Annotated in this window: 21 protein-coding genes and 1 pseudogene; 8 read left to right on the top strand and 14 right to left on the bottom strand. The window is 69.6% G+C overall.

The features are described 5' to 3' along the window. Positions 1-63: 63 nt before the first annotated feature. Positions 64-708 carry an HNH endonuclease family protein gene (locus KI385_RS14780; RefSeq protein WP_238572677.1) on the bottom strand — a complete coding sequence of 215 codons (645 nt, stop codon included), beginning with the start codon at positions 706-708 and terminating at the stop codon, positions 64-66. A gap of 207 nt (positions 709-915) precedes the next feature. On the opposite strand from KI385_RS14780, the gene KI385_RS14775 reads away from it, so the two are divergent. After that, positions 916-1,674: an ABC transporter permease gene (locus tag KI385_RS14775; RefSeq protein WP_238572676.1), complete on the top strand. Its 759-nt coding sequence runs from the start codon at positions 916-918 to the stop codon at positions 1,672-1,674. Positions 1,675-1,901: 227 nt separating this feature from the next. Then, positions 1,902-2,483, top strand: coding sequence for a TMEM165/GDT1 family protein (locus KI385_RS14770; protein WP_128505825.1), 582 nt, complete (start codon positions 1,902-1,904; stop codon positions 2,481-2,483). Between the two features lie 615 nt (positions 2,484-3,098). Here KI385_RS14770 and KI385_RS14765 read toward each other — a convergent pair. Beyond that, complete coding sequence (locus KI385_RS14765) at positions 3,099-3,761, bottom strand: HAD-IA family hydrolase (RefSeq protein WP_238572675.1); 663 nt, start codon at positions 3,759-3,761, stop codon at positions 3,099-3,101. 356 nt (positions 3,762-4,117) lie between these two features. Continuing rightward, on the bottom strand, positions 4,118-5,158 hold the full coding sequence (locus KI385_RS14760; protein ID WP_238572674.1) for a peptidoglycan-binding domain-containing protein: 1,041 nt from the start codon (positions 5,156-5,158) through the stop codon (positions 4,118-4,120). Positions 5,159-5,401: 243 nt separating this feature from the next. On the opposite strand from KI385_RS14760, the gene KI385_RS14755 reads away from it, so the two are divergent. Next, complete coding sequence (locus KI385_RS14755) at positions 5,402-7,480, top strand: MDR family MFS transporter (protein ID WP_238572673.1); 2,079 nt, start codon at positions 5,402-5,404, stop codon at positions 7,478-7,480. A 24-nt stretch (positions 7,481-7,504) separates the two neighbouring features. On the opposite strand, the gene KI385_RS14750 is transcribed toward KI385_RS14755, so the two are convergent. From KI385_RS14750 to KI385_RS14740, 3 genes are all read right to left on the bottom strand, one after another. Beyond that, positions 7,505-8,038 carry a GNAT family N-acetyltransferase gene (locus KI385_RS14750; protein ID WP_238572672.1) on the bottom strand — a complete coding sequence of 178 codons (534 nt, stop codon included), beginning with the start codon at positions 8,036-8,038 and terminating at the stop codon, positions 7,505-7,507. A 118-nt stretch (positions 8,039-8,156) separates the two neighbouring features. Then, positions 8,157-8,486, bottom strand: a complete 330-nt coding sequence (locus KI385_RS14745; RefSeq protein WP_238572671.1) for an antibiotic biosynthesis monooxygenase family protein — start codon at positions 8,484-8,486, stop codon at positions 8,157-8,159. Positions 8,487-8,545: 59 nt separating this feature from the next. Then, on the bottom strand, positions 8,546-8,938 hold the full coding sequence (locus KI385_RS14740) for a DUF2000 domain-containing protein (protein ID WP_238577695.1): 393 nt from the start codon (positions 8,936-8,938) through the stop codon (positions 8,546-8,548). 235 nt (positions 8,939-9,173) lie between these two features. On the opposite strand from KI385_RS14740, the gene KI385_RS14735 reads away from it, so the two are divergent. Further along, complete coding sequence (locus KI385_RS14735; protein WP_238572670.1) at positions 9,174-10,025, top strand: AraC family transcriptional regulator; 852 nt, start codon at positions 9,174-9,176, stop codon at positions 10,023-10,025. Positions 10,026-10,056: 31 nt separating this feature from the next. On the opposite strand, the gene KI385_RS14730 is transcribed toward KI385_RS14735, so the two are convergent. Next, positions 10,057-11,283, bottom strand: a complete 1,227-nt coding sequence (locus KI385_RS14730) for a DUF2330 domain-containing protein (protein ID WP_238572669.1) — start codon at positions 11,281-11,283, stop codon at positions 10,057-10,059. Positions 11,284-11,529: 246 nt separating this feature from the next. Between KI385_RS14730 and KI385_RS14725 the strand changes: the two genes are divergently transcribed. After that, entirely contained in the window at positions 11,530-12,795 is a 1,266-nt protein-coding gene (locus KI385_RS14725; protein ID WP_238572668.1) for an IS701 family transposase, read from the top strand. Positions 12,796-12,998: 203 nt separating this feature from the next. On the opposite strand, the gene proP is transcribed toward KI385_RS14725, so the two are convergent. The 3 genes from proP to KI385_RS14710 form a co-directional block, all read right to left on the bottom strand. Further along, positions 12,999-14,513, bottom strand: a complete 1,515-nt coding sequence (gene proP, locus KI385_RS14720) for a glycine betaine/L-proline transporter ProP (RefSeq protein WP_238572667.1) — start codon at positions 14,511-14,513, stop codon at positions 12,999-13,001. 500 nt (positions 14,514-15,013) lie between these two features. Beyond that, positions 15,014-16,030: a CU044_5270 family protein gene (locus tag KI385_RS14715; protein ID WP_238572666.1), complete on the bottom strand. Its 1,017-nt coding sequence runs from the start codon at positions 16,028-16,030 to the stop codon at positions 15,014-15,016. Continuing rightward, entirely contained in the window at positions 16,023-16,562 is a 540-nt protein-coding gene (locus tag KI385_RS14710; RefSeq protein WP_238572665.1) for an RNA polymerase sigma factor, read from the bottom strand. Before KI385_RS14710 ends, KI385_RS14715 begins: the two co-directional genes overlap by 8 nt. 139 nt (positions 16,563-16,701) lie before the next feature. On the opposite strand from KI385_RS14710, the pseudogene ctaD reads away from it, so the two are divergent. Continuing rightward, positions 16,702-18,267 (top strand): annotated as a pseudogene (ctaD, locus tag KI385_RS14705) (aa3-type cytochrome oxidase subunit I); the annotation flags it as partial. 155 nt (positions 18,268-18,422) lie between these two features. Continuing rightward, a complete protein-coding gene (locus tag KI385_RS14700) occupies positions 18,423-18,752 on the top strand; it encodes a hypothetical protein (protein ID WP_238572664.1) in 330 nt (109 codons plus the stop codon). Positions 18,753-18,853: 101 nt separating this feature from the next. Here KI385_RS14700 and KI385_RS14695 read toward each other — a convergent pair whose 3' ends face one another. The 4 genes from KI385_RS14695 to KI385_RS14680 all read right to left on the bottom strand — a co-directional run bounded on the left by KI385_RS14695 (position 18,854) and on the right by KI385_RS14680 (position 22,254). Further along, positions 18,854-19,573 carry a hypothetical protein gene (locus tag KI385_RS14695; protein ID WP_238572663.1) on the bottom strand — a complete coding sequence of 240 codons (720 nt, stop codon included), beginning with the start codon at positions 19,571-19,573 and terminating at the stop codon, positions 18,854-18,856. A gap of 145 nt (positions 19,574-19,718) precedes the next feature. After that, on the bottom strand, positions 19,719-20,066 hold the full coding sequence (locus KI385_RS14690; protein ID WP_238572662.1) for a DUF6114 domain-containing protein: 348 nt from the start codon (positions 20,064-20,066) through the stop codon (positions 19,719-19,721). Beyond that, positions 20,057-20,677 carry a DUF6230 family protein gene (locus KI385_RS14685; RefSeq protein WP_238572661.1) on the bottom strand — a complete coding sequence of 207 codons (621 nt, stop codon included), beginning with the start codon at positions 20,675-20,677 and terminating at the stop codon, positions 20,057-20,059. Before KI385_RS14685 ends, KI385_RS14690 begins: the two co-directional genes overlap by 10 nt. 344 nt (positions 20,678-21,021) lie before the next feature. Continuing rightward, complete coding sequence (locus tag KI385_RS14680; RefSeq protein ID WP_238572660.1) at positions 21,022-22,254, bottom strand: cytochrome P450; 1,233 nt, start codon at positions 22,252-22,254, stop codon at positions 21,022-21,024. 239 nt (positions 22,255-22,493) lie between these two features. Between KI385_RS14680 and KI385_RS14675 the strand changes: the two genes are divergently transcribed. Further along, a complete protein-coding gene (locus KI385_RS14675) occupies positions 22,494-23,663 on the top strand; it encodes a steroid 3-ketoacyl-CoA thiolase (protein WP_238572659.1) in 1,170 nt (389 codons plus the stop codon). Positions 23,664-24,047: the final 384 nt, after the last annotated feature.

Below are 24,047 nucleotides of genomic sequence, written 5' to 3'. Positions count from 1 at the left end.
GCCGGCCGGTGGTTTCCGGTCGACGGGCGCGCAGGATCGGTTCACCTGAGGAGCGCGGGTGCGTCAGCAGCCGTCCAGGATCTTCTTCAGGGCGGCCTTCTCCGCGGAGTCCGCGGTCATGCCGTACTCATGCTTCACCCACACCCACATCCGGGCGTACTCGCAGTGGTACGACGCCTTCGACGGCAGCCAGTTCGCCGGGTCCTTGTCGCCCTTGGCCTGGTTGACGTTGTCGGTGACGGCGATCAACTGGGAGTGCGTCAGGTCGTTGGCGAGCTCCTGACGCTTCGCGGTGGTCCACTGCGCGGCGCCCGACTTCCACGCCTCCGACAGCGGTACGACATGGTCGATGTCGAGGTCGGACGCCTGGGTCCAGGTCGCGCCGTCGTACGCGGAGACCCAGGTGCCGCCGACCGCCGCACAGCTGCCGTCCTGCTGCACGTTGGTGCCGTCACGCTTGAGCACCACCTCGCGGGTGTTGCAGTTGTTCCCCTGGTCGATCCAGTGCGGGAACTTGTCGCGGCTGTAGCCGTCCTGCGGGCCCTCGGGCTGCTCCTTGATCTCGGTGAGGTACGTCCGTGCGGTGGCCGCGCTGGGCGGGCTGGGCGGCGCTGCCTGGGCGGTCTGGCCGCTCAGCATCAGCGTGCAGACCAGGGCCGCGGCCGAACCTGCGGCGATGGAAACTCGACGCGCGTAGACCTTTGCCATCGAAACTCCCTTGGAGTGGGGGGAAGTTGCCGTGCGGTGCGCGCCCATGGTGGCGATGTGGGGTTTCCATGGGATGGGCACCAGGTAACAGGGTGGCGACATGCCCACGTCAGTTCAAGGGCTGACGGAGTGCCATAAGTGAATAACGGCACTCCGGTTGAGTCGCTCCCGCGCATGCGCCCCCTGTGGTCCCCCTACAGTGATCGCGTGCTGCTGCCGGTCAATGTCACGCTCGGGGTCGTCCTCGCCGTCCTGCTGGTCGTCGCCGTGACCGTCGCCGCACTGGCGCACCTCGGCCATGCCCGGGCCATCGCCGTCGCCGGACTGCGCGCGGCCGCCCAACTCGCCGCCGTCTCCTATCTCATCGGCTGGGTGGTCCACGCGGTCCCCTGGCTGCTGTGCTTCCTCGCGCTGATGTTCACGGTGGCGGTACGGACCGCGGGCCGCCGGATCACCCAGAACCGCACCTGGTGGTGGGCCGCCGCACCCCTCGCCGCCGGGGTCGTCCCGGTCGTCGGCCTGCTGCTCGCGACCGGACTGGTGCCGCCGCGCGGCCTCAGCCTGATCCCCGTCAGCGGCATCCTCATCGGCGGCGCGCTGACCGCCACGGTCCTGGGCGGGCGGCGGGCGCTGGACGAGCTGGAGACCCGGCGCGGGGAGTTCGAGGCGGGGCTCGCGCTCGGGCTGCTGGACCGTGACGCCCGGATGGAGGTCGCCCGCCCGGCCGCGTCGGATGCGCTGCTGCCGGGGCTCGATCAGACCCGGACGGTGGGGTTGGTCACACTCCCCGGGGCGTTCGTCGGCATGCTCCTCGGCGGCGCCTCGCCCGTACAGGCCGGTGCGGTACAGCTGTTCGTCCTGGTGGCCCTGCTGGCGGTGCAGGCGGCGGCGTGCGCGGTGGTGCTGGAACTGGTCGCGCGCGGATTGCTGCACCGCGTACCCTTGAGAACAGCAGAAGGGGAGTAGCTCTCTGCCGGACCGTCGACATAATGCCCTCCCGTCGCCCGACCACCGCCCTTGGTGGAGCGCGTTCCACGCGCTGTGACGACGTGGCGAGCCGGCGCCCGGAGCGCGGTATGTATCCGTACCGCGCCAGCGAGACCTTCGGCCGCAGTGTTTGACGCTGCCGTGCCGAAGCGACCCCTTTCCCGGGCCCCTTTGGTGCGGCCCGATCGATCGAGGTATTCCACCCTGTGTTCAGCTTGACCGTCGCCGCCGTCGTCTTCGGTGTCATTTTCCTCGCCGAGCTGCCCGACAAGACCGCCCTCGCCGGCCTGATGCTCGGCACCCGCTACCGCGCCTCCTACGTCTTCGCCGGTGTCGCCGCCGCCTTCCTGGTGCATGTCGCGCTCGCCATCGCCGCGGGCAGCGTGCTCACCCTGCTCCCGCACCGCCTCGTCCAAGGGGTGGTCGGTGTGCTCTTCCTGGCGGGCGCCGCCGTGCTGCTGTTCAAGAAGCACGACGACGAGGAAGAGGTGAAAAAGCCCGCCGACCAGAGCTTCTGGAAGGTATCCGGAGCGGGCTTCATGATGATCCTGGTCGCCGAGTTCGGCGATCTGACCCAGATCATGACCGCCAATCTCGCGGCCCGTTACAACGACCCCCTCTCGGTCGGCGTCGGCGCCGTCCTGGCCCTGTGGGCCGTGGCGGGCCTGGGCATCCTGGGCGGCCGTACGCTCATGAAGCATGTCCCGCTCAAGCTCATCACCAAGATCGCGGCGGGGGTGATGGCGCTGCTGGCGGGGTTCAGCCTGTATGAGGCGGTTGTGGGGTGAGGTGAGTTTTTTGGGGGGCAGGTTTTCCCGCTGGCCCGGGGGCTGAGGTTTCTCTCTGCCGGCCCTGGGTCTCCAGGTTTTCTCTGCCGCCCCTGGGCCTCCAGGTTTTTCCCCGCCGCCCACGCCCCCAGGTTTTTCCCCGCCGCCCACCCCCCTTCGGGGGGTGGGCGGGTGTAGTGAGGCGGTGTCGGCTTTTGGGTGCGGCGTCAGGTCCGCCCTCGGCCCCGCGCTGTCAGGCTCGCCGCCCCCGCTGTCAGGCCCTCGGCCCCCCGCCGTCAGGCTCGCCGCCCCCGCCGTCAGCCCCGCCCCTCGCCGTCAGCCCCGCCGGCCGCCGTGCGGCGTATGACGCCCAGGGTATTGCTCACCGTGCCCGGTCGTCGGCAGGTGACGTCGACGCGGATCACGGTGACTCCAAGGGGCGCGGGTGGGGCGGCGGATGTGCTGCCGGGCGGTGGCCCGGCAGTAGCGATCCTGCGCCCTCACGCGCGGTTGAGGTCAAGCGATCTTGGGTGGGCACCGGCGCGCCGTAACGCGTTCCGTGCGCTGTGATCGGGCCCGCCCCGGCGTCTCCTCGGCGTCTCCTCGGCGTCTGTCGGCGTCTCCCCGGCGGCTGCCTCAGCCCGTGATGTGTACGGCGATCGTGCCGTCCGCCAGCGGCTCGACGCGGATCTGGGTCAGGTCGCGTACCTGCGCCGTGGGCGCGAACGCGGCGGCGCGGTCCCCCACGCCGACCACCCGCATGCCGGCTGCCCGGCCCGCCTCGATGCCCGCCTCGGAGTCCTCGAAGACCAGGCAGTCCTCGGGGGCGAAGCCCAGCTCGGCGGCGCCCTTGAGGAAGCCCTCGGGGTCGGGCTTGCTGGCGCTCACGCTCTCCGCGGTGATCCTTACAGCAGGCATCGGCAGCCCGGCCGCGTCCATCCGGGCGTCGGAGAGCGGGATGTCGGCGGAGGTCACCAGGGCGTGCGGCAGATCGGCGAGGGCGGCCATGAAGGCGGGCGCGCCGGGGACCGGCACCACGCCGTCCACGTCGGCGGTCTCCTGCTCCAGCATCCGGCGGTTGTCCGCCAGGTTGAGCTCCATCGGGCGGTCCGGGAGCAGCGCGACCATCGTGGCCCAGCCCTGCCGGCCGGGTACGACCTTGAGGACCTCGTCCGCGTCCAGCCCCTGCTCGGCCGCCCAGCGGCGCCAGCAGCGCTCGACGACGGCCTCGGAGTTGACGATCGTGCTGTCCATGTCCAGCAGCAGGGCGCGGGCGGTGAGCGTGGTGGTGGCCGTCATTGGCGGGGCTCCTGAGCGCTACGGGCGAACGGACGGTGCGGATCGTACGAGCGGAAGGACAAGGCGGTTCCGCCCGCCGGTCAGGGAGTGCGGGCGGAACCACTTTGTTTGCTCACGATACAAAACAGATCCGGGTCTCGACAACCGGGCCTGGTCAACGCGCCGAGTGAAGGGCCCTGTGAAGGGTCCAGGGCCCGCTTTCGACAGCCCTCCTCCACGGCCCGTCGTCGTCTCTCCCCCCGTGGTCCACGGCCCGTCGTCGCCTCTACCTCCGTGCTCCACGGCCCGTCGTCGCCTCTACCTCCGTGCTCCACGGCCCGTCGTCCCCTCTACGCCCGTGGTCCACCGCCCGTGATCTACGGCTCCTGCGTGCGCGACTCCAGAGAAGCCCGGGTCTGCGCTCCGTAGACACCGTCCGGGTCGCCCTGCACCCCGTAGGCCTGCTGGTAGCGCGACACGGAGGCCCGTACGTCCGTGTCGTAGCGGCCGTCGTCCGCGCCCGGGTACAGCGCCAACTGCCGCAGCCGCCCCTGCAGCTCCACCACCTCCGGGCCGCTCGATCCTTCGCGCAGCACGATCGGGCCGGTAGGCGGCGCGCTGGGGCCGGGGCCGCTGGGGGAGGCCGTGACGCTGCCGGACGCCTGGGTAGGGGCGGGGGGAGGTGGTGCCGTGGTCCGGTACATCTTCACGGTGGCCTTGGGGGTGCCGATACCGGTCGCGCCCGACGACGGTGAGCGGGCCGCAGAGGGCGAAGCGGGGGCGCCGGTCCGGGTGGGGGCGGTGTCGCCGCTGGTGGGGAAGGCGGCGGTGGGGGAGGCCGTGCCGCGGTCGGGCGGCGCCGCACGGTCCTGCCTGTCGCCGGACAGGGCATCGGTGCTGATCAGGACCGCGGCGGCGGCCACTGCCGCCCCGGCGGCCACCAGGACGGCCGGTAAGGAGCGCTTACGGCGGGAAGCGGGGGTGGAGGCGAGGGCGGCCGGCTCCTCGGCGGCCGAACTGACGGTCCTGGAGGTCGGGCCGGAGCCGCGGCGCACTCGGGGTATCAGGGGCTCGCCGGAGGCGGCGAGGAACAACGGATCGGCGGCAAACGGCGGATCAGCGGCGCGGGGCCGCGTGTCGGCGGCGGAGGACGGGCCGTCGGCCGTACCGGCGGCCAGGTGCACCGCCGCATCCACCCCGGGTAAGTCGTCCAGCCGATCGCCCCGTCCGGTGCGGGTATCGCCCGCATCGCCCCCGGCGCCTTCGCCCCCGCCCCCGTCCTCGTCGGGCAGTGACACGTACGGCCGTATGCGCAGCGGATCAAAGTCGTCCGCATCGACCGCCGCACACAGACAGGTCGGCCGGCCGTCGCCGCGTACGGGGGCGAAGCAGTGCGGGCATGTCGGTAATGCCGTCACGAGTGGTCCCCTCCCTGGAGGCCTCGAACAGGCAGCGATTATCCAGACGCCCCGCCCGTCCGCGCAGGCGCTCAAGGACATCCGCCCGGCATACCCCAGGTGTCCCGTGTGCGACCACGGATGCCGATCGTCGCTCGGCGGGCCAGATCCGGCGGAACCGCCCAGGATGGAATAAATCCGAAGGGCCTCCCTAGAGGAAGGCCCGGCACCGCAATGGACACTCCGGAACCGAGGGAGACGCTCATGGCGCAGGAGACCAGCGCTCCTGCCGTCCCCGGCGAGAGCCGGTCCCAACGGACCGTCCTCGTCGCGATCGGCGCGCTGTTGCTCGGCCTGCTCATCGCGGCGCTCGACCAGACCATCGTCGCCACCGCGCTGCCCACGATCGTCAGCGATCTCGGCGGCCTCGACCACCTCTCCTGGGTGGTCACCGCCTACCTCCTCGCCTCGACGGCCGCGACGCCCCTGTGGGGCAAACTCGGTGACCAGTACGGCCGCAAGAGGCTCTTCCAGACCGCCATCGTGATCTTCCTGATCGGTTCTGTGCTGTGCGGCATCGCCCAGGACATGGGCCAGCTGATCGCTTTCCGCGCCCTCCAGGGGCTGGGCGGTGGCGGTCTGATCGTGCTGTCGATGGCGATCGTCGGCGACATCGTGCCGCCCCGCGAACGCGGCAAGTACCAGGGCCTGTTCGGTGCCGTCTTCGGCGGGTCGAGCGTCCTCGGGCCGCTGCTCGGCGGGCTGTTCGTGGACCACCTCAGCTGGCGCTGGGTGTTCTACATCAACCTCCCCATCGGCGTCATCGCGCTGGCCGTCATCGCCGCCGTGCTGCACATCCCGCGCCGCCGCACCCCGCACCGGATCGACTACCTGGGCACCATCGTGATCGCCGCGGTCGCCGCCTGCTTCGTCCTGATGACCTCGCTCGGCGGCGTCACCTTCGCGTGGGGCTCCTGGCAGATCATCGGCTTCGGTGTGCTCGGCGTCGTGCTGCTCGGTGCGTTCGTCCTCATCGAGCGCCGAGCCGCCGAACCCGTTATTCCGCTGCGCCTGTTCCGGCTGCGCACCTTCACCCTCACCGCCGTCATCGGCTTCGTCGTCGGCTTCGCGATGTTCGGCTCGATGACGTACCTGCCGACGTTCCTCCAGGTCGTCCAGGGCGTGACGCCGACCCTGTCCGGTGTGCACATGCTGCCGATGGTGTTCGGCATGCTGCTGGCCTCCACCGGCTCCGGGCAGATCGTCAGCCGCACCGGCCACTACAAGGTCTTCCCGATCGCCGGGACCGCCGTAGTGGCGCTCGGTCTGCTGCTTCTGCACCAGCTCGACCCGTCCAGCAGCGTCGCCGAGATGAGTGCCTACTTCTTCGTCTTCGGCTTCGGGCTCGGCCTGGTCATGCAGGTACTGGTGCTCATCGTGCAGAACGCCGTCGGGTACCAGGACCTGGGCGTCGCCACGTCCGGCGCCACCTTCTTCCGCTCCATCGGCGCCTCGTTCGGCGTCTCCATCTTCGGCACGATCTTCACCAACAATCTCCGTCCACGCATCGCGGACGCGCTCGCCGGAGTGCGACTGCCGCCCGGCGTCGACCCGTCGAAGATCGCCGAGGATCCGCGGACCGTCGCCCAGCTGCCGGCCCGGCAGGCGGCCGGTGTGCTGAACGCCTACGCCGTCTCGATCACCGATGTCTTCCTCTACGCCGTCCCGCTGGTCCTGGTCGCCTTCGCCCTGGCCTGGTTCCTCAAGGAGGAGCCGCTGCGCAGCAGCGTGACCGCCCCCGACACCAGCGAGGTGCTCTCCTCCAACCCCGTCGAGCGCTCCTCCCGTGACGAGTGCGCCCGCGCGCTGTCCAAACTCGGCAGCATGGAGGGCCGTAAACACATCTACGAGAAGATCACCGCACGGGCCGGCCTGGACCTCAAACCGGCCGCCAGCTGGCTGATCCTGCGCATCCATCGCTACGGCTCGGTGGAACCGGGGCTGCTCGCCGAGCGCAGCACCGTGCCGCTCGGCGTGATCTCCGAGAGCGTCCGCCAGATCGAGGAGCGCGGACTCGCCACCCGCGAAGGGCTGTTGCTGCTGCTCACCGACCGCGGACGGGAGGTCGCCGACCGGCTCTCGGCGGCCCGTCAGCAGTCGCTCGCGCAGATGCTGGGCGACTGGTGGACCAAGGACCGGCCCACCGACCTCACCGAGCTCGTGCAGGAGCTGACCGCGGAGCTGTGCGGTTCGGACGCGGAGGAACCGCACAACGGCGATGCCCGGCCACCGCTGCCGCGCACCCATCCGCCCACACCGCGGCCGCCCGACCTCGCGAAGTGAGCCCCGCCGGCGCCTGGTTGGCCGCTAGTCGGCCCACGGTTCCCCGTCCAGCCGCTTCTCGAAGAAGATCTCCGCGTACTTGTCGTCGTGGTACGGAGCGATCTCGACGAAACCGTGCCGCCTGTAGAGCGCGATGGCCTCCACCAGGTCCAGCCGGGTGTCCAGCCGGATCCGCTCGGCGCCCAGCTGCACCGCGACCCTCTCGGCGGCCGTGAGGAGCCCGCCCGCGCCGCCCAGGCCGCGCTTGGCGGGACGTACGAACAGCTGCTTGAGCTCGGCGGTGCGCGCGTCCAGCAGCCGCACCCCGGCGCAGCCCGCCACGGCATCACCGTGACGGGCGACCAGCAGGACGCCGTGGGGCGGCGTCAGATCGGCGCTGGGGTACTCCGCCAGCCCCTCGTCGATCTCCTCCGGCGTCGAGCGGCGCCCCTCGTACAGCTCGAAGTAGCGGTCCGCCACCTCGGTGTAGTACTCGCGCAGCAAAGCTCGGGCCTCCGGTGAGTCGACCGGTTGCGCGGCGACGGCCCAGGGGAGACGGAGGGTGGCGGCGTCACTCATGGCGCCATTGTTGCGCCCGGGACGGCGTGGCACGCAAGAGATTTGCGTGCCACGGACGCCGGGACGCCGGGACACGAGGTCACCCTGACGCTGGGACACGAGGACGCAGCCGGGGGGATCAGCCCTGCTTCGGGCCCGCCTGCTGCACCACCTCGAAGGACCACAGGGTGGAACCGGACGCGGCGGGCTTGGGCCGCTCGCCGCCCTCGGCGCCGCCGCCCTGGTGCGCGGCCTTCATCGGGCCCTCCATCCACGCCTGGAACGACTCCTCGTCCCGCCAGCGGGTGTAGACGAGGTACTGGTCGGTGCCCTCCACGGGGCGCAGGAGCTCGAACCACTCGAAGCCGTCCGAGGAGTCCACGGTGCCGGCGCGCGCCGCGAAGCGCTTCTCCAGGACCTCACGCTGCTCGGCGGGCACGGTCAGAACGTTGATCTTCACGATGCTCATACCGACCATCGTGCCGCACGGCCCTCAAGGGACGTGGATCAGGGCCCGGCCCCCGGGTGTCATCCGTGCAGTTTCAGCCCCTTGGCGATCTTGTCGACGATGCCGCGCGGCCCGTAGACGGCAAGTCCCACCAGATCGAGGGCGTCGCAGGCCACCGCGCGCACCGCCGCCCGGTTGTCGTCGTCGTTGCCCGACGTGAACATGTCGGCGGTGTACAGCGCGGTCGGTACGGCGCGGCTGAGCGCACGGGCGTGCGTACGGGCCAGCGACCCGGCATCGGCGGTGAAGCACAGCACCGGCTCCCGGAACAGCGCCAGGTAGTCCTGCCCGGAGGCGTCCTCGTAGCGCTTGCCCATGATGTCGTCGGAGGCGTGCGCGATGCCGCTGGCGAGAAAGGCGGTGACATTCAGCTTCTGCCAGACGGCGAGATCGTCCCGGACGATCACGGCGATCTTGGTGTCGAATCGGAGCGCGGAGGATCCGGAGGCTGCGGAGGCTCGGGAGGGCGCGGAAAGCCCGGGTGAGGCGGTGGAGGCAGTGGAGGCGGGGGTGGCGGAGGTGGCAGGGCTGGCGGGTGAAGCGGCGTAAGCAGCGGGGGAGTCGGAAGAATTCGTCGTCATGCGGGGAGTCTCGTCCGCCATACGGACCGCGGTCTTGAACGCTGGTGCGGCGCGGCAGACTGGAACGATGAGCCGGCAGCAGGACGAGGACTGGGCGCGGTACTGGCGCGATCCGGACCGGCCCCTGGAAGCGATGCATGCGCACTTCGTCCGCCATGTCTTCCACCCGCACAGCCATGACGCCTACTCCTTCGCCGTGACCGAGGCCGGTGCGCAGCGCTTCACCTGCCGCGGCGCGGGCCACACCAGCGCCGCCGGCATGGTGATGGCGTTCAATCCGGACGACCCGCACGACGGGGAGTCGGCCGTCGAACTCGGCTTCACCTACCGGATCATGCATATCGGCCCGGACGTCGTACGCGCCGTCCTCGACGATGTCACCGACGGCCGTGGCGTCATGCCGCTCTTCGACCGCCCGGTCGTCGACGATCCGGTGCTGGCCCGCGCCCTTCGCCGGCTGCACCCGGCGCTCGTCGGCGCCGCGGACCCTCTCGTACGGGAGGAGCGGCTCACCGCGGCCGTCGAGGCCATGGTGCGCCGCAACGCCTCCCGGGGCTCCGCGACCGCCGGGCCGCGCGAACTGCCCGTGGGCGCGCAGACCCGGGCGGCCCGGCGGGCACGCGATCTGCTCACGGCGGCCTACGGCCAGCCGCTGACCGCCCAGGACCTCGCCGACGCCGCCGGCTGCAGCCGCTTTGCGCTCTACCGGGCGTTCCGGGCCGAGTACGGCATGGCGCCCAGCGACTTCCAGCGGCTGCTGCGACTGCGGCGCGCCCGCACGCTGCTCATCGACGGCCGCCCCACCGCCGAGGCGGCCACCGAGGCCGGCTTCGCCGACCAGGCGCACTTCCACCGCTGGTTCGTCCGCTGTTTCGGCGTCACCCCGGGCACTTTCCGCCGGGCCGGCGCGCGGATCTGAAGGCGCCGGCCCCGTTGGCCCGTTGGCGCCGTCAGGGCAGCGGCGGTGGCACCTGCACCGCGGCCGGCGGCGTCACGGGACGGCGCCGGTGCAGCCCGATCACCAGCGCGGCCGCCGCCGCCAGGAGCAGCAGCGTCCCGCCGACCGTCAGCACCCAGACCGGGACACCGCCCACCACCAGCAGCGAGTACGTGTAGGTGATGCGCCGGAAGGCGGTGTCCTCGGGGGCGCGGAGCAATTCGTGGTCGCCGGTGATGTGTTGGGGCTGCGGGAAGCTCTGGTCGATGGCGGTCAGGAAGGTGCTGCCGGTGCCCTTGCGGCCGTTGCTGCCCTTGCGACCGTTGGTGCCGCTGGTGCCCTTGCCGCCGTCGGTGCCCTTGCCGTCGTCGGTGCCGTCGAGGTCGCGCAGCGCCCCCTCGGGGTGGATCCGGCCCGCGAAGAAGACCTCGGGCCGGGCCCCGCCGATCGCGCCGCGCGGCTCCATCCGGTGCGCCGCGAGGACGTAAAGCCCCAGCGACTGCGGCGTCTTGGCGAGGCGGGAGAGCCGCATGGGGTAGACGAGCCGGTCGCTGGCGAAGGACAGCCGCAGTGGATCGAGGGTGCCCGTCAGACGGCGGTCGGCCCCGGCGGGGGCGAGCCGGATCGCCACGTACTCCCATCGCTGTGCCACATACGGACGGAGCTCGGCCGCCAGCGACGCGGGCAGCTGAAAACCGTTCGCCTTCAGCCAGTTGCGGAGCGCCGCGGGATCGGTGGCGGTCAGCCGCGCGACATCGAAGGGACCCAGGCGTTCGCGGCCGACCACCCCGACTCCGGGGCGCTCGGCGGCGGGAGGCGGGGCCGCGGCGCCGTCCGAGGTGTGCTCGAACGGCCAGTCGCCGCTCCGGGGCCAGAAGTAGTGCCGCTGCTCGACGGCCGGCGCGGTCAGCGAGGTGAGCCGGTCGAACAGCTCGGGGTCGCCCAGCTTCACCGTGGCCCGGTGCGGTACGGGCATGATCCAGGCGGCGTCGGGAGCGGTGCCGTCCACCGTCAGGCTCATGACGATCTGCTCGGTCTTCCCGTCCCAGCGGACCACCGAGGTCTCCCGGTGCACCGCCATGATGGTCTTCGGGTCGTGCACCATCGCACCGCAGCCACAGGCGTACGCCGGCCTGGCCAGCGACACCAGCTGCACGGCCAGCAACATCAGCACCACCACCAACGCACGCCGCCGCCCAGCGGTCCGCGCCCCGGCAGCCGGTCTTGTAGCCACGCCCATCGTCGTCCCCCGTTCACTGCTCGCCGATCAACGCGATCGGCAGCGACACAGACGGCGACGACGGGATGGCCGGTTCCCGGGACGCCGCGGCCCCATGGGCCGCCCACCGGACGGCGTCCGACCGGCCGCGTCACAGCGGCCGCCGCTCCCCACCGGCCGGGCCTTCCGGAGGAACGCCTAGTAGGGCTTGGTCAGGTTGATGGTCGTGGTGCGTGTCCTCTGGGTGTGGTGTGGAGTTGTGGTGGCATGACACCGGATGAAATAGCGGAGGTACGTGGTGAGTTGGAGGGCTTCGCGGCTGAGGTCTTCGAGCCGTTCGCGCGTAACGATCAGCGTCGGTGGGGGCAGGTCTACCTGCGGGGACTGCTGACCGACGGGCAGCGCAAGTCGGTCGAGCCGATGGCTGCCCGACTGGGTGAGGACGGGAACCGGCAGGCCCTGGCCCATTTCGTGACGACCAGCCCGTGGGATCCGGCGCATGTGCGGGCCCGGCTGGCGTGGAAGATGGAAGCGGCGATCCGGCCGAGGGCACTGATCTTCGATGACACCGGGTTTTTGAAGGACGGGAACGCCTCGGCGTGTGTGTCGCGGCAGTACACCGGCACCGCGGGCAAGGTCACCAACTGCCAGGTGGGTGTCTCGCTGCACCTGGCCTCCGACCACGCCTCGGCGGCGGTCGACTGGCGGCTGTTCCTGCCCGAGACCTGGGCGCCCGGGTCCGCGAAGGCCGACCCGGACAAGGTCGCCCGCCGCACCGCTTGCCAGATTCCCGAGGACGTCGGGCATGTGGAGAAGTGGCAGCTCGCTCTGGATATGATCGATGAAACCCGCTCCTGGGGGATCGAGGTGCCTCTGGCCATCGCGGACGCGGGATACGGCGACGCGGCGGCCTTCCGGTTCGGCCTGCAGTCCCGCGGCCTCAACTACGTCGTCGGAATCTCCACCACGCTGTCGGCCCAGCCCGGCGAGGCCGTCCCGGTGACCGAGCCTTACACCGGCACCGGACGGCCGCCGGTGGCGAAGTACCCGGGCAAGCCGCAATCGGTGAAACAACTGGTCATCGAGGCGGGCCGGAAGGCCGCCAGGCCCGTGCAATGGCGGGAGGGCTCCCGCCCCGGCAAGAGCAAGAGCGGCTTGAAGCGGATGTACTCGCGGTTCACCGCCCAGCGGATCCGGCCCGCAGGACGCGAGATCGCCCGCGCCACCGACGGCCCCGCGCTGCCCGAGTGCTGGCTCCTGGCCGAGTGGCCCGCCACCGAGAACGAGCCAGTCCAGTTCTGGCTCTCCGACCTGCCCGCCGACACACCGCTCACCACGCTGGTCCGACTGGCCAAACTCCGCTGGCGCATCGAACACGACTACCGCGAAATGAAACAAGCCCTCGGCCTGGCCCACTTCGAAGGCCGCACCTTCACCGGCTGGCACCACCACGTCACCCTCGTCTCCGTCGCCCACGCCTTCTGCACCCTGCAACGACTGGCCAGAGCCCCAAAAGACACGGCGCCGGCCTGAGCCTCTACCAAGTCGTCCGTGAACTGCAGCTCCTACTCGCAACCTGGACCGGCGCCTGCCCCACCTGCCACCGCGACATACCCGCAACAACACCAACCTGACCAAGCCCTACTAGGGCCCGGCCGGAGATGTCCGGCCGGGCCCTTCGCGCTTCTCGGCTCCTCAGTACTTCGCAGTACGAGCCCGGGTAGCGGTGCCGGTAGTCAGACCGCCGCCGACCCGGCCGTGGCCGGGCGACCCGCCGCACGCAGGACCTGCTGTGCCTCCGCCTCGGTCTCGACGGCCGGCGGGGAGCCCGGCAGCGGCTTGCGGGCGGTCTCGGACATCAGCAGTACGGCGATGCCGCCGATCACGGCCGCCGCCATCATGTAGTAGGCGGGCATCATCTTGTTGCCGGTCGCGCCGATGAGGGCGGTGACCACCAGCGGAGTCGTACCGCCGAAGAGCGACACGGAGATGTTGAAGCCGATCGACAGGGAGCCGTAGCGCACCTTGGTCGGGAACAGCGCGGGCAGCGTGGCCGGCATCGTCGAGGTGAAGGCGACCAGCAGCAGTCCGAGCGCGGCCATGCCCAGCGCGATGGCGAGCAGCGACCCCTGCCGGATCAGCAGCAGTGCGGGCACGGACAGCACCAGGAAGCCGATGCAGCCCGCCGCGATGATCGGGCGGCGGCCGAAGCGGTCGCTGAGCCGGCCGGCGAACGGCTGGACGCACATCATCAGGACCATCACCGCGAGTACGACCAGCAGCCCGTGCGTCTCGTCGTACTTCAGCTCCGAGGTCAGATAGCTCGGCATGTACGAAAGCAGCATGTAGTCCGTGACGTTGAAGACCAGGACCAGCCCGATGCACAGCAGCATCGCCCGCCACTGACCGAAGATCATCTCGCGGATGCCGATCCGCTTCTCGGCCTCCCGGCGCGCCTTCTCCTTCGTCCGCGCCTCCTTCTCCAACTGGGCGAAGGCCGGGGTCTCTTCGAGCCGCATCCGCAGATAGAGGCCGATGATGCCCATCGGTCCGGCGATCAGGAACGGAATGCGCCAGCCCCAGGAGTTCAGGTCGTCGGTGGACAGCAGCGCGGTCATCAGCGTGACCAGGCCGGCGCCGCCGACGTAACCGGCGAGCGTGCCGAACTCCAGCCAGCTGCCGAGGAATCCGCGCTTCTTGTCGGGCGCGTACTCGGCGATGAAGGTGGAGGCACCGCCGTATTCGCCACCGGTGGAGAAGCCCTGTACCAGGCGGGCGGCGAGCAGCAGGATGGGCGCCCCGACGCCGATCGAGGCGTAGGACGGGATCAGACCGATGGCGAAGGTGCCCGCGGCCATCATGATCATGGTGATCGCGAGGACCTTCTGCCGGCCGATCCGGTCACCGAGCGGCCCGAAGACCATGCCGCCGATGGGGCGCACCAGGAATGCCGCAGCAAATGCTCCGAACGTCGACAGCAACTGCGCGGTCGGATTCCCGGACGGGAAGAAGACATGCCCGAGGGTGACCGCGATGTAGCTGTAGACGCCGAAGTCGAACCACTCCATCGCATTGCCGAGCGCGGCCGCCGACACCGCGCGCTTGACCATCGCGGGATCGACGACGGTCACCTCGCCCGAGGTCTGCCGCCCCGGATCCGCCTTCCGGTACTGCTGCGGATCGGTTGCGGCGTCGGCAGGACTGCCGACAGGGGTACGGGGCCCGGGTGCGACGGGGGACTGCGTCGGCACGTGTTCGCTCGCCTGCGCTTTCTTGGACGACTACATGACATCGCCCGCCATCGAGTGACGGGACGGAGCCCGCGCCATGGAGTGACGGGGCAAAGGTCGACCATAGGGGCAGACCGGATCATCACGGACAGTGTGCGAATGACCGCGCAGTCGCCCGCATACCCGCTCCTTGCAGGGGAAACTCCCTTTCGCAAAGCTTTGCTCGGGACTCGGGTCTGTGATCCATCTCGCGGCGATCGGCTGCAACCATTGCCGTGTTGTGACGCGCACCACGCAATAATCGGCGCCATCCGCGCGTACACAACGTCATCGGCGTGCGCACAAAGCGTCAACGCGAACGCAAGAAATGGCGCGGCGGGGCAGTGCGCCACCGCCGCACGAAAACGGCGCGGCGGCGCACTGCCCCGCCGCGCCGGTATGGATCGTCGCGTTCCCTCAAGGATCGGCCATGAACGGCCACCCCGCCACTCGGGCGCCGGCCCCGCCTCCCTGCGCGCCCCTCACGGCATCCACGCCTCGTACGACATCACCTCCCCCGCCTTGATCTTGAAGTCGGGGAGATCCTTGGTGAAGGTGACCTCCAGGCCCAGGAGTTGGCCGGTACGGGGATCGAGGATCACCATCTGCCGGGTGGCGTTGGAGGCGCCGTCGGGGCCGTCGTAGACATACGCCTGACCGCGCCGGCCCAGCCGGTCGGTCACCGTGCCCTCCTGTCGCAGCCCGTCCGCATCGGCCAGCATCCGTACGATGGCGGCCGTCTCCCGCGGCCCCGGCGTCCATTCCTGGCGGAACGAGGAGAGCGCCATCAGCAGTTGGGGCGTCGTGCTGGCGCCGTCCGCCCCGCCGTAGAGCCACCCCAGCTGTTCGCGCAGCGCCGCGGGGTCCGTCGGCGGCTTCGTACGGGAGGCCAGCCCGCTGTGCTGCGCCTCCGAGCCCGCCGGATAGGTCTTGCGGTGCAGGACCTTGCCGTCGCTGACGGTCTGCCAGTGGCCGTCGTTGTCGTGGATCACCGGACGGCCGGGGTGCCGCGGGTCGGTGGCCACGACGAGTTCCGAGCCGCTGCCGTCGGCGTTCCAGTGGGTGATGCGCTCCTCGGGCACGGTGACGGGCGGCGCGGCGTCCGGGCCGCTCTCCATGCTCAGGTACCAGCTCTGCAGATGGCTGCCACGGTGCGGCCCGTCCGAGGCGCCGGCCGCCCGCGCCCTGGCCTCCGCCCTGCGGGCGAGCGCGGCCAGCGATACGGAGCGGGCGTCGGAGTGCAGGACGAGCGCCACGGGCGCGGCGGCGGCCGGGCTGCTGCCGGCGCCGGACAAGGTGAAGGCGAGCACGGAGACGAGGGCGAGCACCGCGGCCTCGGCACGCAGCACGAGCCGCCGTCCGGCCCGCCGTGTGCGCTTGCTGTGCAGCAGGCGATGGAGGCCGCGTTCGGCGCGGGCGTCCAGCGGGCGGTCCTGCCAGGGGCCTTCGCCGGCCGGTACCGGATTGGCCGCGCGCAGCAGATCCAGTTCGTCAGACATTGCCGTCGCCTCCTGCTCGTACGGACACGGTCATCCGCGTACGGTCGATCTCCGCGCGTAGGCGGCGGCGCGCCCGGTGCAGCCGCATGGCCGCCGCGCTCTGACCACACCCGAGGGTCACCGCCAGCTCCTCGATGGTCAGTTCCTCCCAGGCAGTCAGCCGCAGCACCTCCTGGTCGGCGGGGGAGAGGCGGGCCAGCACCTCGTGCACCCAGGAGCCGGGCCGCTCCGCGTCCGGACTGTCCACGGTCTGCTGCTGGTGCGCCGCCTCGTGGTTGCCGAGCCGGTGCAGCAGCCGCCGGTAGCGGCCGAGCCCCCGCACCGTATTGGCCAGACAGTTCCGGGCCACCGCGTACAGCCAGGGCAGCGGAGCGTCGGGGAGCTCGGCGCGGCGTCTCCAGGCTATGGAGAAGACCTCCGACACCACTTCCTCGACCTCGTGTGCCTGGCCGTCCAGCCGTCGCGCCACAAAGCGGCTGACCGCCCAGTAGTGCGCTCGATAGGCCTCGGCGAAGGCGTCGTCCGTGCTCATGAACCCTTGGTGTCCGGCATGGCCCCGATCTTCACACCTCCACCGGGTGAGACTTCACACCCGGTCGCGAAGGCCCTCGGCACCCGTGGGCGGTGACGTTCACGGCGGCCCCGGACACCTACGGGGCATGAAGCTTCCCGTGAAGTGGTTGACGACCACCGACCACAAGACCATCGGCACGCTTTACCTGGTCACCGCGTTCGCCTTCTTCTGCGTCGGCGGGCTGATGGCCTTGGTGATGCGCGCCGAACTGGCCCGCCCCGGCCACCAGATCCTGTCGAACGAGCAGTTCAACCAGGCGTTCACGATGCACGGCACGATCATGCTGCTGATGTTCGCGACGCCGCTGTTCGCGGGCTTCGCGAACTGGATCATGCCGCTGCAGATCGGCGCGCCCGACGTGGCGTTCCCCCGGCTGAACATGCTCGCGTACTGGCTCTATCTCTTCGGCTCGCTGATCGCGGTGGGTGGTTTTCTGACGCCTCAAGGGGCCGCGGACTTCGGCTGGTTCGCGTATGCACCGCTCTCCGATGCCACACATTCCCCCGGTATCGGTGCCGATATGTGGATCATGGGTCTGGCCTTCTCCGGTTTCGGCACGATCCTCGGTTCGGTCAACTTCATCACCACGATCATCTGTATGCGCGCGCCTGGCATGACGATGTTCCGGATGCCGATTTTCACCTGGAACGTGCTGCTGACCGGTGTGCTGGTTCTGCTGGCCTTCCCGGTGCTGGCGGCGGCGCTGTTCGCGCTGGAGGCGGACCGTAAATTCGGTGCGCATGTATTTGACGCGGCCAATGGCGGTGCGTTGCTCTGGCAGCACCTCTTCTGGTTCTTCGGCCATCCCGAGGTGTACATCATCGCCCTGCCGTTCTTCGGCATCGTTTCCGAGGTCATTCCGGTCTTCTCCCGGAAGCCGATGTTCGGTTACATCGGTCTGATTGCGGCGACGATTTCGATTGCCGGTCTTTCGGTCACGGTGTGGGCGCACCACATGTATGTGACGGGCGGCGTGCTGTTGCCGTTCTTCTCCTTCATGACGTTCCTGATCGCGGTGCCGACCGGTGTGAAGTTCTTCAACTGGATCGGCACGATGTGGAAGGGCTCACTGTCCTTCGAGACGCCGATGCTGTGGGCGATCGGCTTCCTGATCACCTTCATCTTCGGTGGTCTGACCGGTGTCATCCTGGCCTCGCCGCCGATGGACTTCCACATCTCCGACTCGTACTTCGTGGTGGCGCACTTCCACTACGTCGTCTTCGGCACGGTCGTCTTCGCGATGTTCTCCGGTTTCCATTTCTGGTGGCCGAAGTTCACCGGCAAGATGCTCGACGAGCGGCTCGGAAAGATCACCTTCTGGACGCTGTTCATCGGCTTCCACGGCACCTTCCTCGTCCAGCACTGGCTCGGTACGCAGGGCATGCTGCGCCGTATCCCCGACTATCTGGCCGCCGACGGCTTCACCACCCTGAACACCGTCTCCAGCATCTTCTCCTTCCTCCTCGGCCTCTCGATCCTGCCGTTCCTCTACAACGTGTGGAAGACGGCGAAGTACGGCGAGAAGGTCGAGGTCGACGACCCCTGGGGCTACGGCCGTTCGCTGGAGTGGGCGACGTCCTGCCCGCCGCCGCGGCACAACTTCCGCACCCTGCCGCGTATTCGCTCCGAATCCCCGGCGTTCGACCTGCACCACCCGGAGATCGCGCGAGAGCTCGCGGCCACGGCGGACGCCGAGGACGCCCGTACCCACGAAATCGGGGCACGCACATGAGCGAGGGAACACGAAGAGGCGGAGGAATGCGCAGCGGTGGGGTAACAGGGGCCGACAGCGGAATGCGGAGGGGCGCAGGGATATCGATGGACCAGGCCATCAACGAGATCGAGGGATATCTCCTCTGGGAGGCGGAGAAGGACCGGGCCCGCACCCGCGCCAACGCCTTCTGCGCCGGTCTGCCCTGGCTCACCGACACCCAGCGGCGGGAGGTGGAACTGCGCTACTGCCAGGACCAGTGCGATGCCTCGCGCGCCTATCTGGAGCGCATCGCGGTCCGCAGCGCCACTCTGCGGACCGAGTACGAGAGCGTTTACCGGGCCCTTCGCCGCCGGCTGATCACCGCGTTCCTGAGCGGCACGGTGGCGGTGGCGGCACTGGTGACCGCGACGGCGATCGTCCTGACCGCACACTGAGGGGAATTTCCCTGCCGAGGGGGTGACGCCCGCTCGCCGAACGACCGTCACCCGTCGCTCACCGGCGCTCAGTCGTCGTTCGTCCTTCGCTCATCCTTCGCTCAGCCGGTGACGGTGATCTGGGAGGCGGGGGCGGTGGTGTCGCTGACCTTGTACAGGGCGTTGAACGTCGAGCTGGTCGCGCTGGTCGGGCAGCCGAAGCCGCCCACCACCTTCACCGGTACCGCGGCATGGGTGAAGGTGAGGATGGACGGTGCGCCATTGGTCCAGGTGCCGTTCACGGTCGCCGCGGAGGTCGGGGCCGCGGTCACCGTGCAGGACGCCAGCCCGCTGGTCTTGAGGACGAACCCGCCCGAGGGGATGGTCAGTCCGGCGGACGCCGGGTCCCCGTTCTGCATGGCCACGCCCCAGCTGCCGCTCGTGGTCACGGTCGCGCTGATGCCGGGCATGCTCGTCGTGCATGATCCGTAGGTGGCCGGGGTGGTGGCACTGCTCACCGGGCCGGCCGGGTTCTGGTTGTCGGGCGCGGCCGGGACCTGCCCGCTGGACGTCGAGGCCGTACAGGTGACGGTCACCGATCCCGCGGTGAAGGTCGCCTTGCCGCTGAGCGCGGCGGTAAAGCTGTGACCTGCGGGGCTCACGGTCGTGGAGGCGGCGGCGGACGGTGCTCCGGTGGTCGGTGCCGTGCCGGGCCGCGCCGCCGCGTGACCCGGTACGGCGAGCGACAGCCCCAGGGCCGCGGCGATTCCCGTGCCGGCGGTGAGTAATGCGCGCGTACGGGGCGTGCGGGATATCCGCCGCGCGGCGTGCGTCATCGTCATCGTGCTTCTCCTTCGCGAGGGGTGCCGGAGTTGCGGTGCGGTGCAGTGCGGTGCAGTGCGGCGAGTGGCGCGGGCGGCAGGCTCGGCCCGTACACGTACACAAGCGTGGGGGTACGCGTACGGGCGGGCGCCGGCCGGCAGGCGGCTAGGGTTCGGTGACCGGCTGCCAGGCAAAGATCATCGAGCCGCCGAGGATCCCGATGACCGTGCCGATCAGAAAGCCGCCTAGGTTGGACATCACCAGCGCGGCGGCCGCACACAGGACGGTCAGGACACCCGCGATGCCCCGGTAGTGGGGTGCGAACCACGCCGCGAGACCCATCACGATCATCACCAGCCCCATCAGTACCGACGGGATACCGGCGATGCCCTGTTGCAGCATGATCTTCAGCGGCGCCAGCGGGATGGCGCAGATCTCGGCGCCGGCGACGACGGCCGCCAGACCGCCCCAGAAGGGCCGCCCCGTCCGCCAGCGCCGCCAGGTCAGAAGCATTCCTTCTTGCCCTTGGAGATCTTCATGCTCAGACCGGTGAGCTTGAAGGTCCCCGCGTTGGTGGCCCAGGCGGTCTGTCGCAGCTTGCTGATGCTGACGTCGTCGGCCTGTTGGGCGAAGAGGTCCTGCATGCCCTGGGCGCTGGCCGGTCCCTTGTCGAGGGTGGAGGCGTCCCGGCCGATCTCGATGTTGTTGAAGGACGCATTGCCGGAGAGCTGGGTGGCATCCACGAAGAGATTGCTCGCCTCGACGGGCCTGCCGCCCGTACCGGCGCTGAGGTTGAGCGAGATATCGCCGATGACCGGCAGGTGGGTGACGACCGACTGGCACAGATGGTGCAGTTGGGCGGTCTTGATGGCGGTGACGGCGACCGGTAGGAAGTCGCCCCTGGCGTTGGTGTCGACGCTGCCGTACTGGGCGAATCCATCGCCCGTGAGGCTGTCCGCGGACACCTTGAACTGCTGTCCGGAGACGGCGAACGAGGCCGCCACCGCCCCGTTGGCCAGGGCGATGCCCAGGGCCGCGGTGCCGGCGAGGGCCGGGACGGACAGCACGGCGAACTTACGCCAGCTGATGCGTCCCGTGACAGGTCTGCCGTGTGCGTCCTTCATGGTGTGAGGTCCCCTTCGAAGAGCGGTGGAGCGCGCTGTCGAAACATGTGGGGGGAGGGCGGGTGCATGGTGCTGAAGATGCGCGTGGGGAGCCTGGGGCGTGTGCGTACATATACACACGGCGTAGATGGGGGCGTGCGGCTCTGGTCCACGCGCGCCGCTGAGCCATGCGCAAACGTGGCGAACTGCCAAGTGTTACCGGCGAGTTGAATGTAAGTCTGCCAATGCCTGCTGGCAAGGTTGAGCGAGGAACCGTTTTCGGACATAACACGGCCCCGGTGGCCGTCGCCGACCACCGGGGCCCTTGCGTCCGCCGCCGTGCCGCCCGGCGGCTCGACCGCCGGTCAGCCGTAGTGGACCCGCAGTTCCTTGACGCCGTTGAGCCAGGCGGAGCGGAGCCGGCGCGGGTCACCCGCCAGGGAGACGTCCGGCATGGCGTCCGCGATGGCATGGAAGATCAGGTTGATCTCCAGGACCGCAAGGGACTTGCCGAGGCAGAAGTGGGGGCCGCCACCGCCGAAGCCCAGATGGGGGTTGGGGTCGCGGGTGATGTCGAACAGCTCGGGGCGGTCGAAGACGTCCGGGTCGTTGTTGGCGGAGGAGTAGAAGATCCCCACCCGTTGGCCCTGCTTGATCTTCGCGCCGCCCAGTTCGGTGTCCTGGGTGGCGGTGCGCTGGAACGAGACCACCGGTGTGGCCCACCGCACGATCTCCTCGGCCGCCGTCGCCGGGCGCTCGCGCTTGTAGAGCTCCCACTGGTCGGGGTGGGTGAGAAAGGCGTGCATACCGTGCGTGATGGCATTACGCGTCGTCTCGTTGCCGGCCACTGCCAACAGCAGTACGAAGAAGCCGAATTCGTCGGACCCGAGATTCCCCTCGTGTTCCGCCGCCACCAGCTGGCTGACGATGTCCTTGGCCGGGCACTCCTTGCGCGCCGCGGCGAGGTTCATCGCGTACGAGATCAGCTCCATGGCCGCGTTGGTGCCGACCTCTTCGGTGATGGCCAGTTCGGGATCGTCGTAGGCGACCATCTTGTTCGACCAGTCGAAGATGCGGGTTCGGTCGTCCTGGGGGATACCGATGAGTTCGGCGATCGCCTGGAGGGGGAGCTCACAGGCGATGTCGGTGACGAAGTCCCCGGAACCCTTCTCCCGCGCCTCGGCGACGATGCGCGCCGCCCGGTGGCGCAGCGCCTCCTCCAGGGCGCGGATGGAGCGCGGGGTGAATCCCCGCTGCACTATCTGGCGGACCCTGGTGTGCTCCGGCGGGTCCATGTTCAGCATGATCAGCTTCTGTACGTCGATCTGGTCGCGGGTCATCGACTCGTTGAAGCGGATGATCGAGGTGTTGAGGTTCGCGGAGAAGATGTCCGGTTTGGTGGACACCTCCTTGACGTCCTGGTGGCGGGTGACGACCCAGTAGCCGTCGTCGTCGAAGCCGGCAATGCCGTGCGGCTGGGCGTTCCACCACACGGGCGCGGTCTGCCGCAGCTGCGCGAACTCGGGGAGCGGAACGCGGGTCTGGTAGACGTCGGGGTCGGTGAAGTCGAACCCTTCGGGCAACGCTGGGCATGGCATCGGCGACTCCTGGTCCATCGAATTTCTGACGGTACATCAGGTGTGGGTCGCGGTGAAGGTAGTAACGAGTTCTACAAGTGGCAAGGGTCGCGGCGACTCCTGTTGCGGACAAGGGTGTTGCACGCCCCTTGCGCCCCGGGGAGCGGCTCATAAGACTGTTTGTAGAACTAGAACGCGTACTAGTTCTTCTTCCGTGGGTGCCGGGACGCCCGCGGACGCGAGGAGAGGACGAGTCAGTCATGGCCGCGGAACCCGTCATCGTCGAAGCCGTACGCACCCCCATCGGCAAGCGCGGAGGCGCGCTCGCCAACCTCCACCCCGCCTACCTCCTGGGGGAGACCTACCGCGAACTCCTCGCCCGTACGGGCATCCAGCCCGACTGCATCGAACAGATCGTCGGCGGCACCGTCACCCACGCCGGCGAACAGTCCATGAACCCGGTACGCAACGCCTGGCTCGCCATGGGCCTCCCGTACGAAACCGCGGCGACCACCGTGGACTGCCAGTGCGGCTCCTCCCAGCAGGCCAACCACATGGTCGCCAACATGATCGCCGGCGGCGTCATCGACATAGGCATCGGCTGCGGCGTCGAGGCGATGTCCCGGGTGCCGCTCGGCAGCGGCTCCAAGCACGGCCCCGGCAAGCCCTGGCCCGACGAGTGGAACGTCGACCTGCCCAACCAGTTCGAAGCGGCCGAACGCATCGCCCGCAACCGGGGGCTGACCCGCGAGAACGTCGACTCGCTCGGCCTGATCTCGCAGGAGCGGGCGGCCATCGCCTGGGGCGAGGAACGCTTCAAACGGGAGACGTTCGCCGTCCAGGTCCCCACCACGGAGGACGAACAGGCCGCGGGCCAGGGCATGTGGCGGTTGGTCGACCGGGACGAGGGGCTGCGCGACACCAGTATGGAGGCGCTGGGCGGCCTCAAACCCGTGATGCCGACCGCCGTCCACACGGCGGGCAACTCCTCCCAGATCTCCGACGGAGCCGCCGCGGTCATGTGGGCCTCCAAACGGATGGCGCGCGCCCTCAAGCTCAAGCCACGGGCCCGCATCGTGGCCCAGGCGCTGGTCGGTTCCGATCCGCACTTCCACCTGGACGGGCCGATCGACGCCACCCGCGCCGTGCTCGGCAAGGCCGGGATGTCCCTCAAGGACATCGACCTCGTCGAGATCAACGAGGCTTTCGCCTCCGTAGTCCTCTCCTGGACGCAGGTCTTCGAACAGGACCTGGAGAAGGTGAACGTCAACGGCGGCGCCATCGCCCTGGGCCACCCCGTCGGAGCCACCGGCGCCCGGCTCATCACCACGGCCCTGCATGAACTCGAACGCAGGGACAAGGAATTCGCCCTGATCACGATGTGCGCGGGCGGAGCGTTGGCTACGGGGACGATTATTCAGCGGTTGTAGCGGTTGTAGGGGTTGTGGCGGTTGTAGCGGTTGTAGGGGTGTAGCGGTTGGTCGGGGCGGCTGTGGTGGTTGCCGCGGGGTGTAGCGGTTGCCGTGGTTGAGGCGGCTGTTCTGCCCCGCCGCCCACCCTCGGTTTTGTTTTTCCCCGCCGCCCACCCCTCGTTTTGTTTTTTCCCCGCCGCCCACCCCCCTTCGGGGGGTGGGCGGGTGTTGTGGGTACCTTGCGGTGGTGGGGCGAGGTGTCCTTCCCAACCTGCGGAAAACCACAGGTGAGTTGGGTGGGAAGCCGCATACTGCGATGCGCGTGATCTCCGTACCGTCGATGACATGACGAACAGAACCCAGCAGCATTCACCTTCATCCACACCTTCATCCACACCTTCA

It is taken from the genome of Streptomyces inhibens, from assembly GCF_022221585.1.
GTDB classification, from domain to species: Bacteria; Actinomycetota; Actinomycetes; order Streptomycetales; family Streptomycetaceae; genus Streptomyces; species Streptomyces inhibens.
This window is presented reverse-complemented; position numbering and strand designations above follow the sequence as displayed.

Excerpts from the sequence above, each read along its gene's own strand:
- KI385_RS14765 (WP_238572675.1), bottom strand. The coding sequence starts at position 3,761 with ATGACGGCCACCACCACGCTCACCGCCCGCGCCCTGCTGCTGGACATG.
- KI385_RS14710 (WP_238572665.1), bottom strand. The coding sequence starts at position 16,562 with ATGAGCACGGACGACGCCTTCGCCGAGGCCTATCGAGCGCACTACTGG.
- KI385_RS14695 (WP_238572663.1), bottom strand. The coding sequence starts at position 19,573 with ATGACGATGACGCACGCCGCGCGGCGGATATCCCGCACGCCCCGTACG.
- KI385_RS14725 (WP_238572668.1), top strand. The coding sequence starts at position 11,530 with ATGACACCGGATGAAATAGCGGAGGTACGTGGTGAGTTGGAGGGCTTC.
- KI385_RS14780 (WP_238572677.1), bottom strand. The coding sequence starts at position 708 with ATGGCAAAGGTCTACGCGCGTCGAGTTTCCATCGCCGCAGGTTCGGCC.
- KI385_RS14690 (WP_238572662.1), bottom strand. The coding sequence starts at position 20,066 with ATGCTTCTGACCTGGCGGCGCTGGCGGACGGGGCGGCCCTTCTGGGGC.
- KI385_RS14675 (WP_238572659.1), top strand. The coding sequence starts at position 22,494 with ATGGCCGCGGAACCCGTCATCGTCGAAGCCGTACGCACCCCCATCGGC.
- KI385_RS14730 (WP_238572669.1), bottom strand. The coding sequence starts at position 11,283 with ATGGGCGTGGCTACAAGACCGGCTGCCGGGGCGCGGACCGCTGGGCGG.
- KI385_RS14685 (WP_238572661.1), bottom strand. The coding sequence starts at position 20,677 with ATGAAGGACGCACACGGCAGACCTGTCACGGGACGCATCAGCTGGCGT.
- KI385_RS14745 (WP_238572671.1), bottom strand. The coding sequence starts at position 8,486 with ATGAGCATCGTGAAGATCAACGTTCTGACCGTGCCCGCCGAGCAGCGT.
- KI385_RS14700 (WP_238572664.1), top strand. The coding sequence starts at position 18,423 with ATGGACCAGGCCATCAACGAGATCGAGGGATATCTCCTCTGGGAGGCG.
- KI385_RS14715 (WP_238572666.1), bottom strand. The coding sequence starts at position 16,030 with ATGTCTGACGAACTGGATCTGCTGCGCGCGGCCAATCCGGTACCGGCC.
- KI385_RS14680 (WP_238572660.1), bottom strand. The coding sequence starts at position 22,254 with ATGCCATGCCCAGCGTTGCCCGAAGGGTTCGACTTCACCGACCCCGAC.
- KI385_RS14735 (WP_238572670.1), top strand. The coding sequence starts at position 9,174 with ATGAGCCGGCAGCAGGACGAGGACTGGGCGCGGTACTGGCGCGATCCG.
- KI385_RS14755 (WP_238572673.1), top strand. The coding sequence starts at position 5,402 with ATGGCGCAGGAGACCAGCGCTCCTGCCGTCCCCGGCGAGAGCCGGTCC.
- KI385_RS14750 (WP_238572672.1), bottom strand. The coding sequence starts at position 8,038 with ATGAGTGACGCCGCCACCCTCCGTCTCCCCTGGGCCGTCGCCGCGCAA.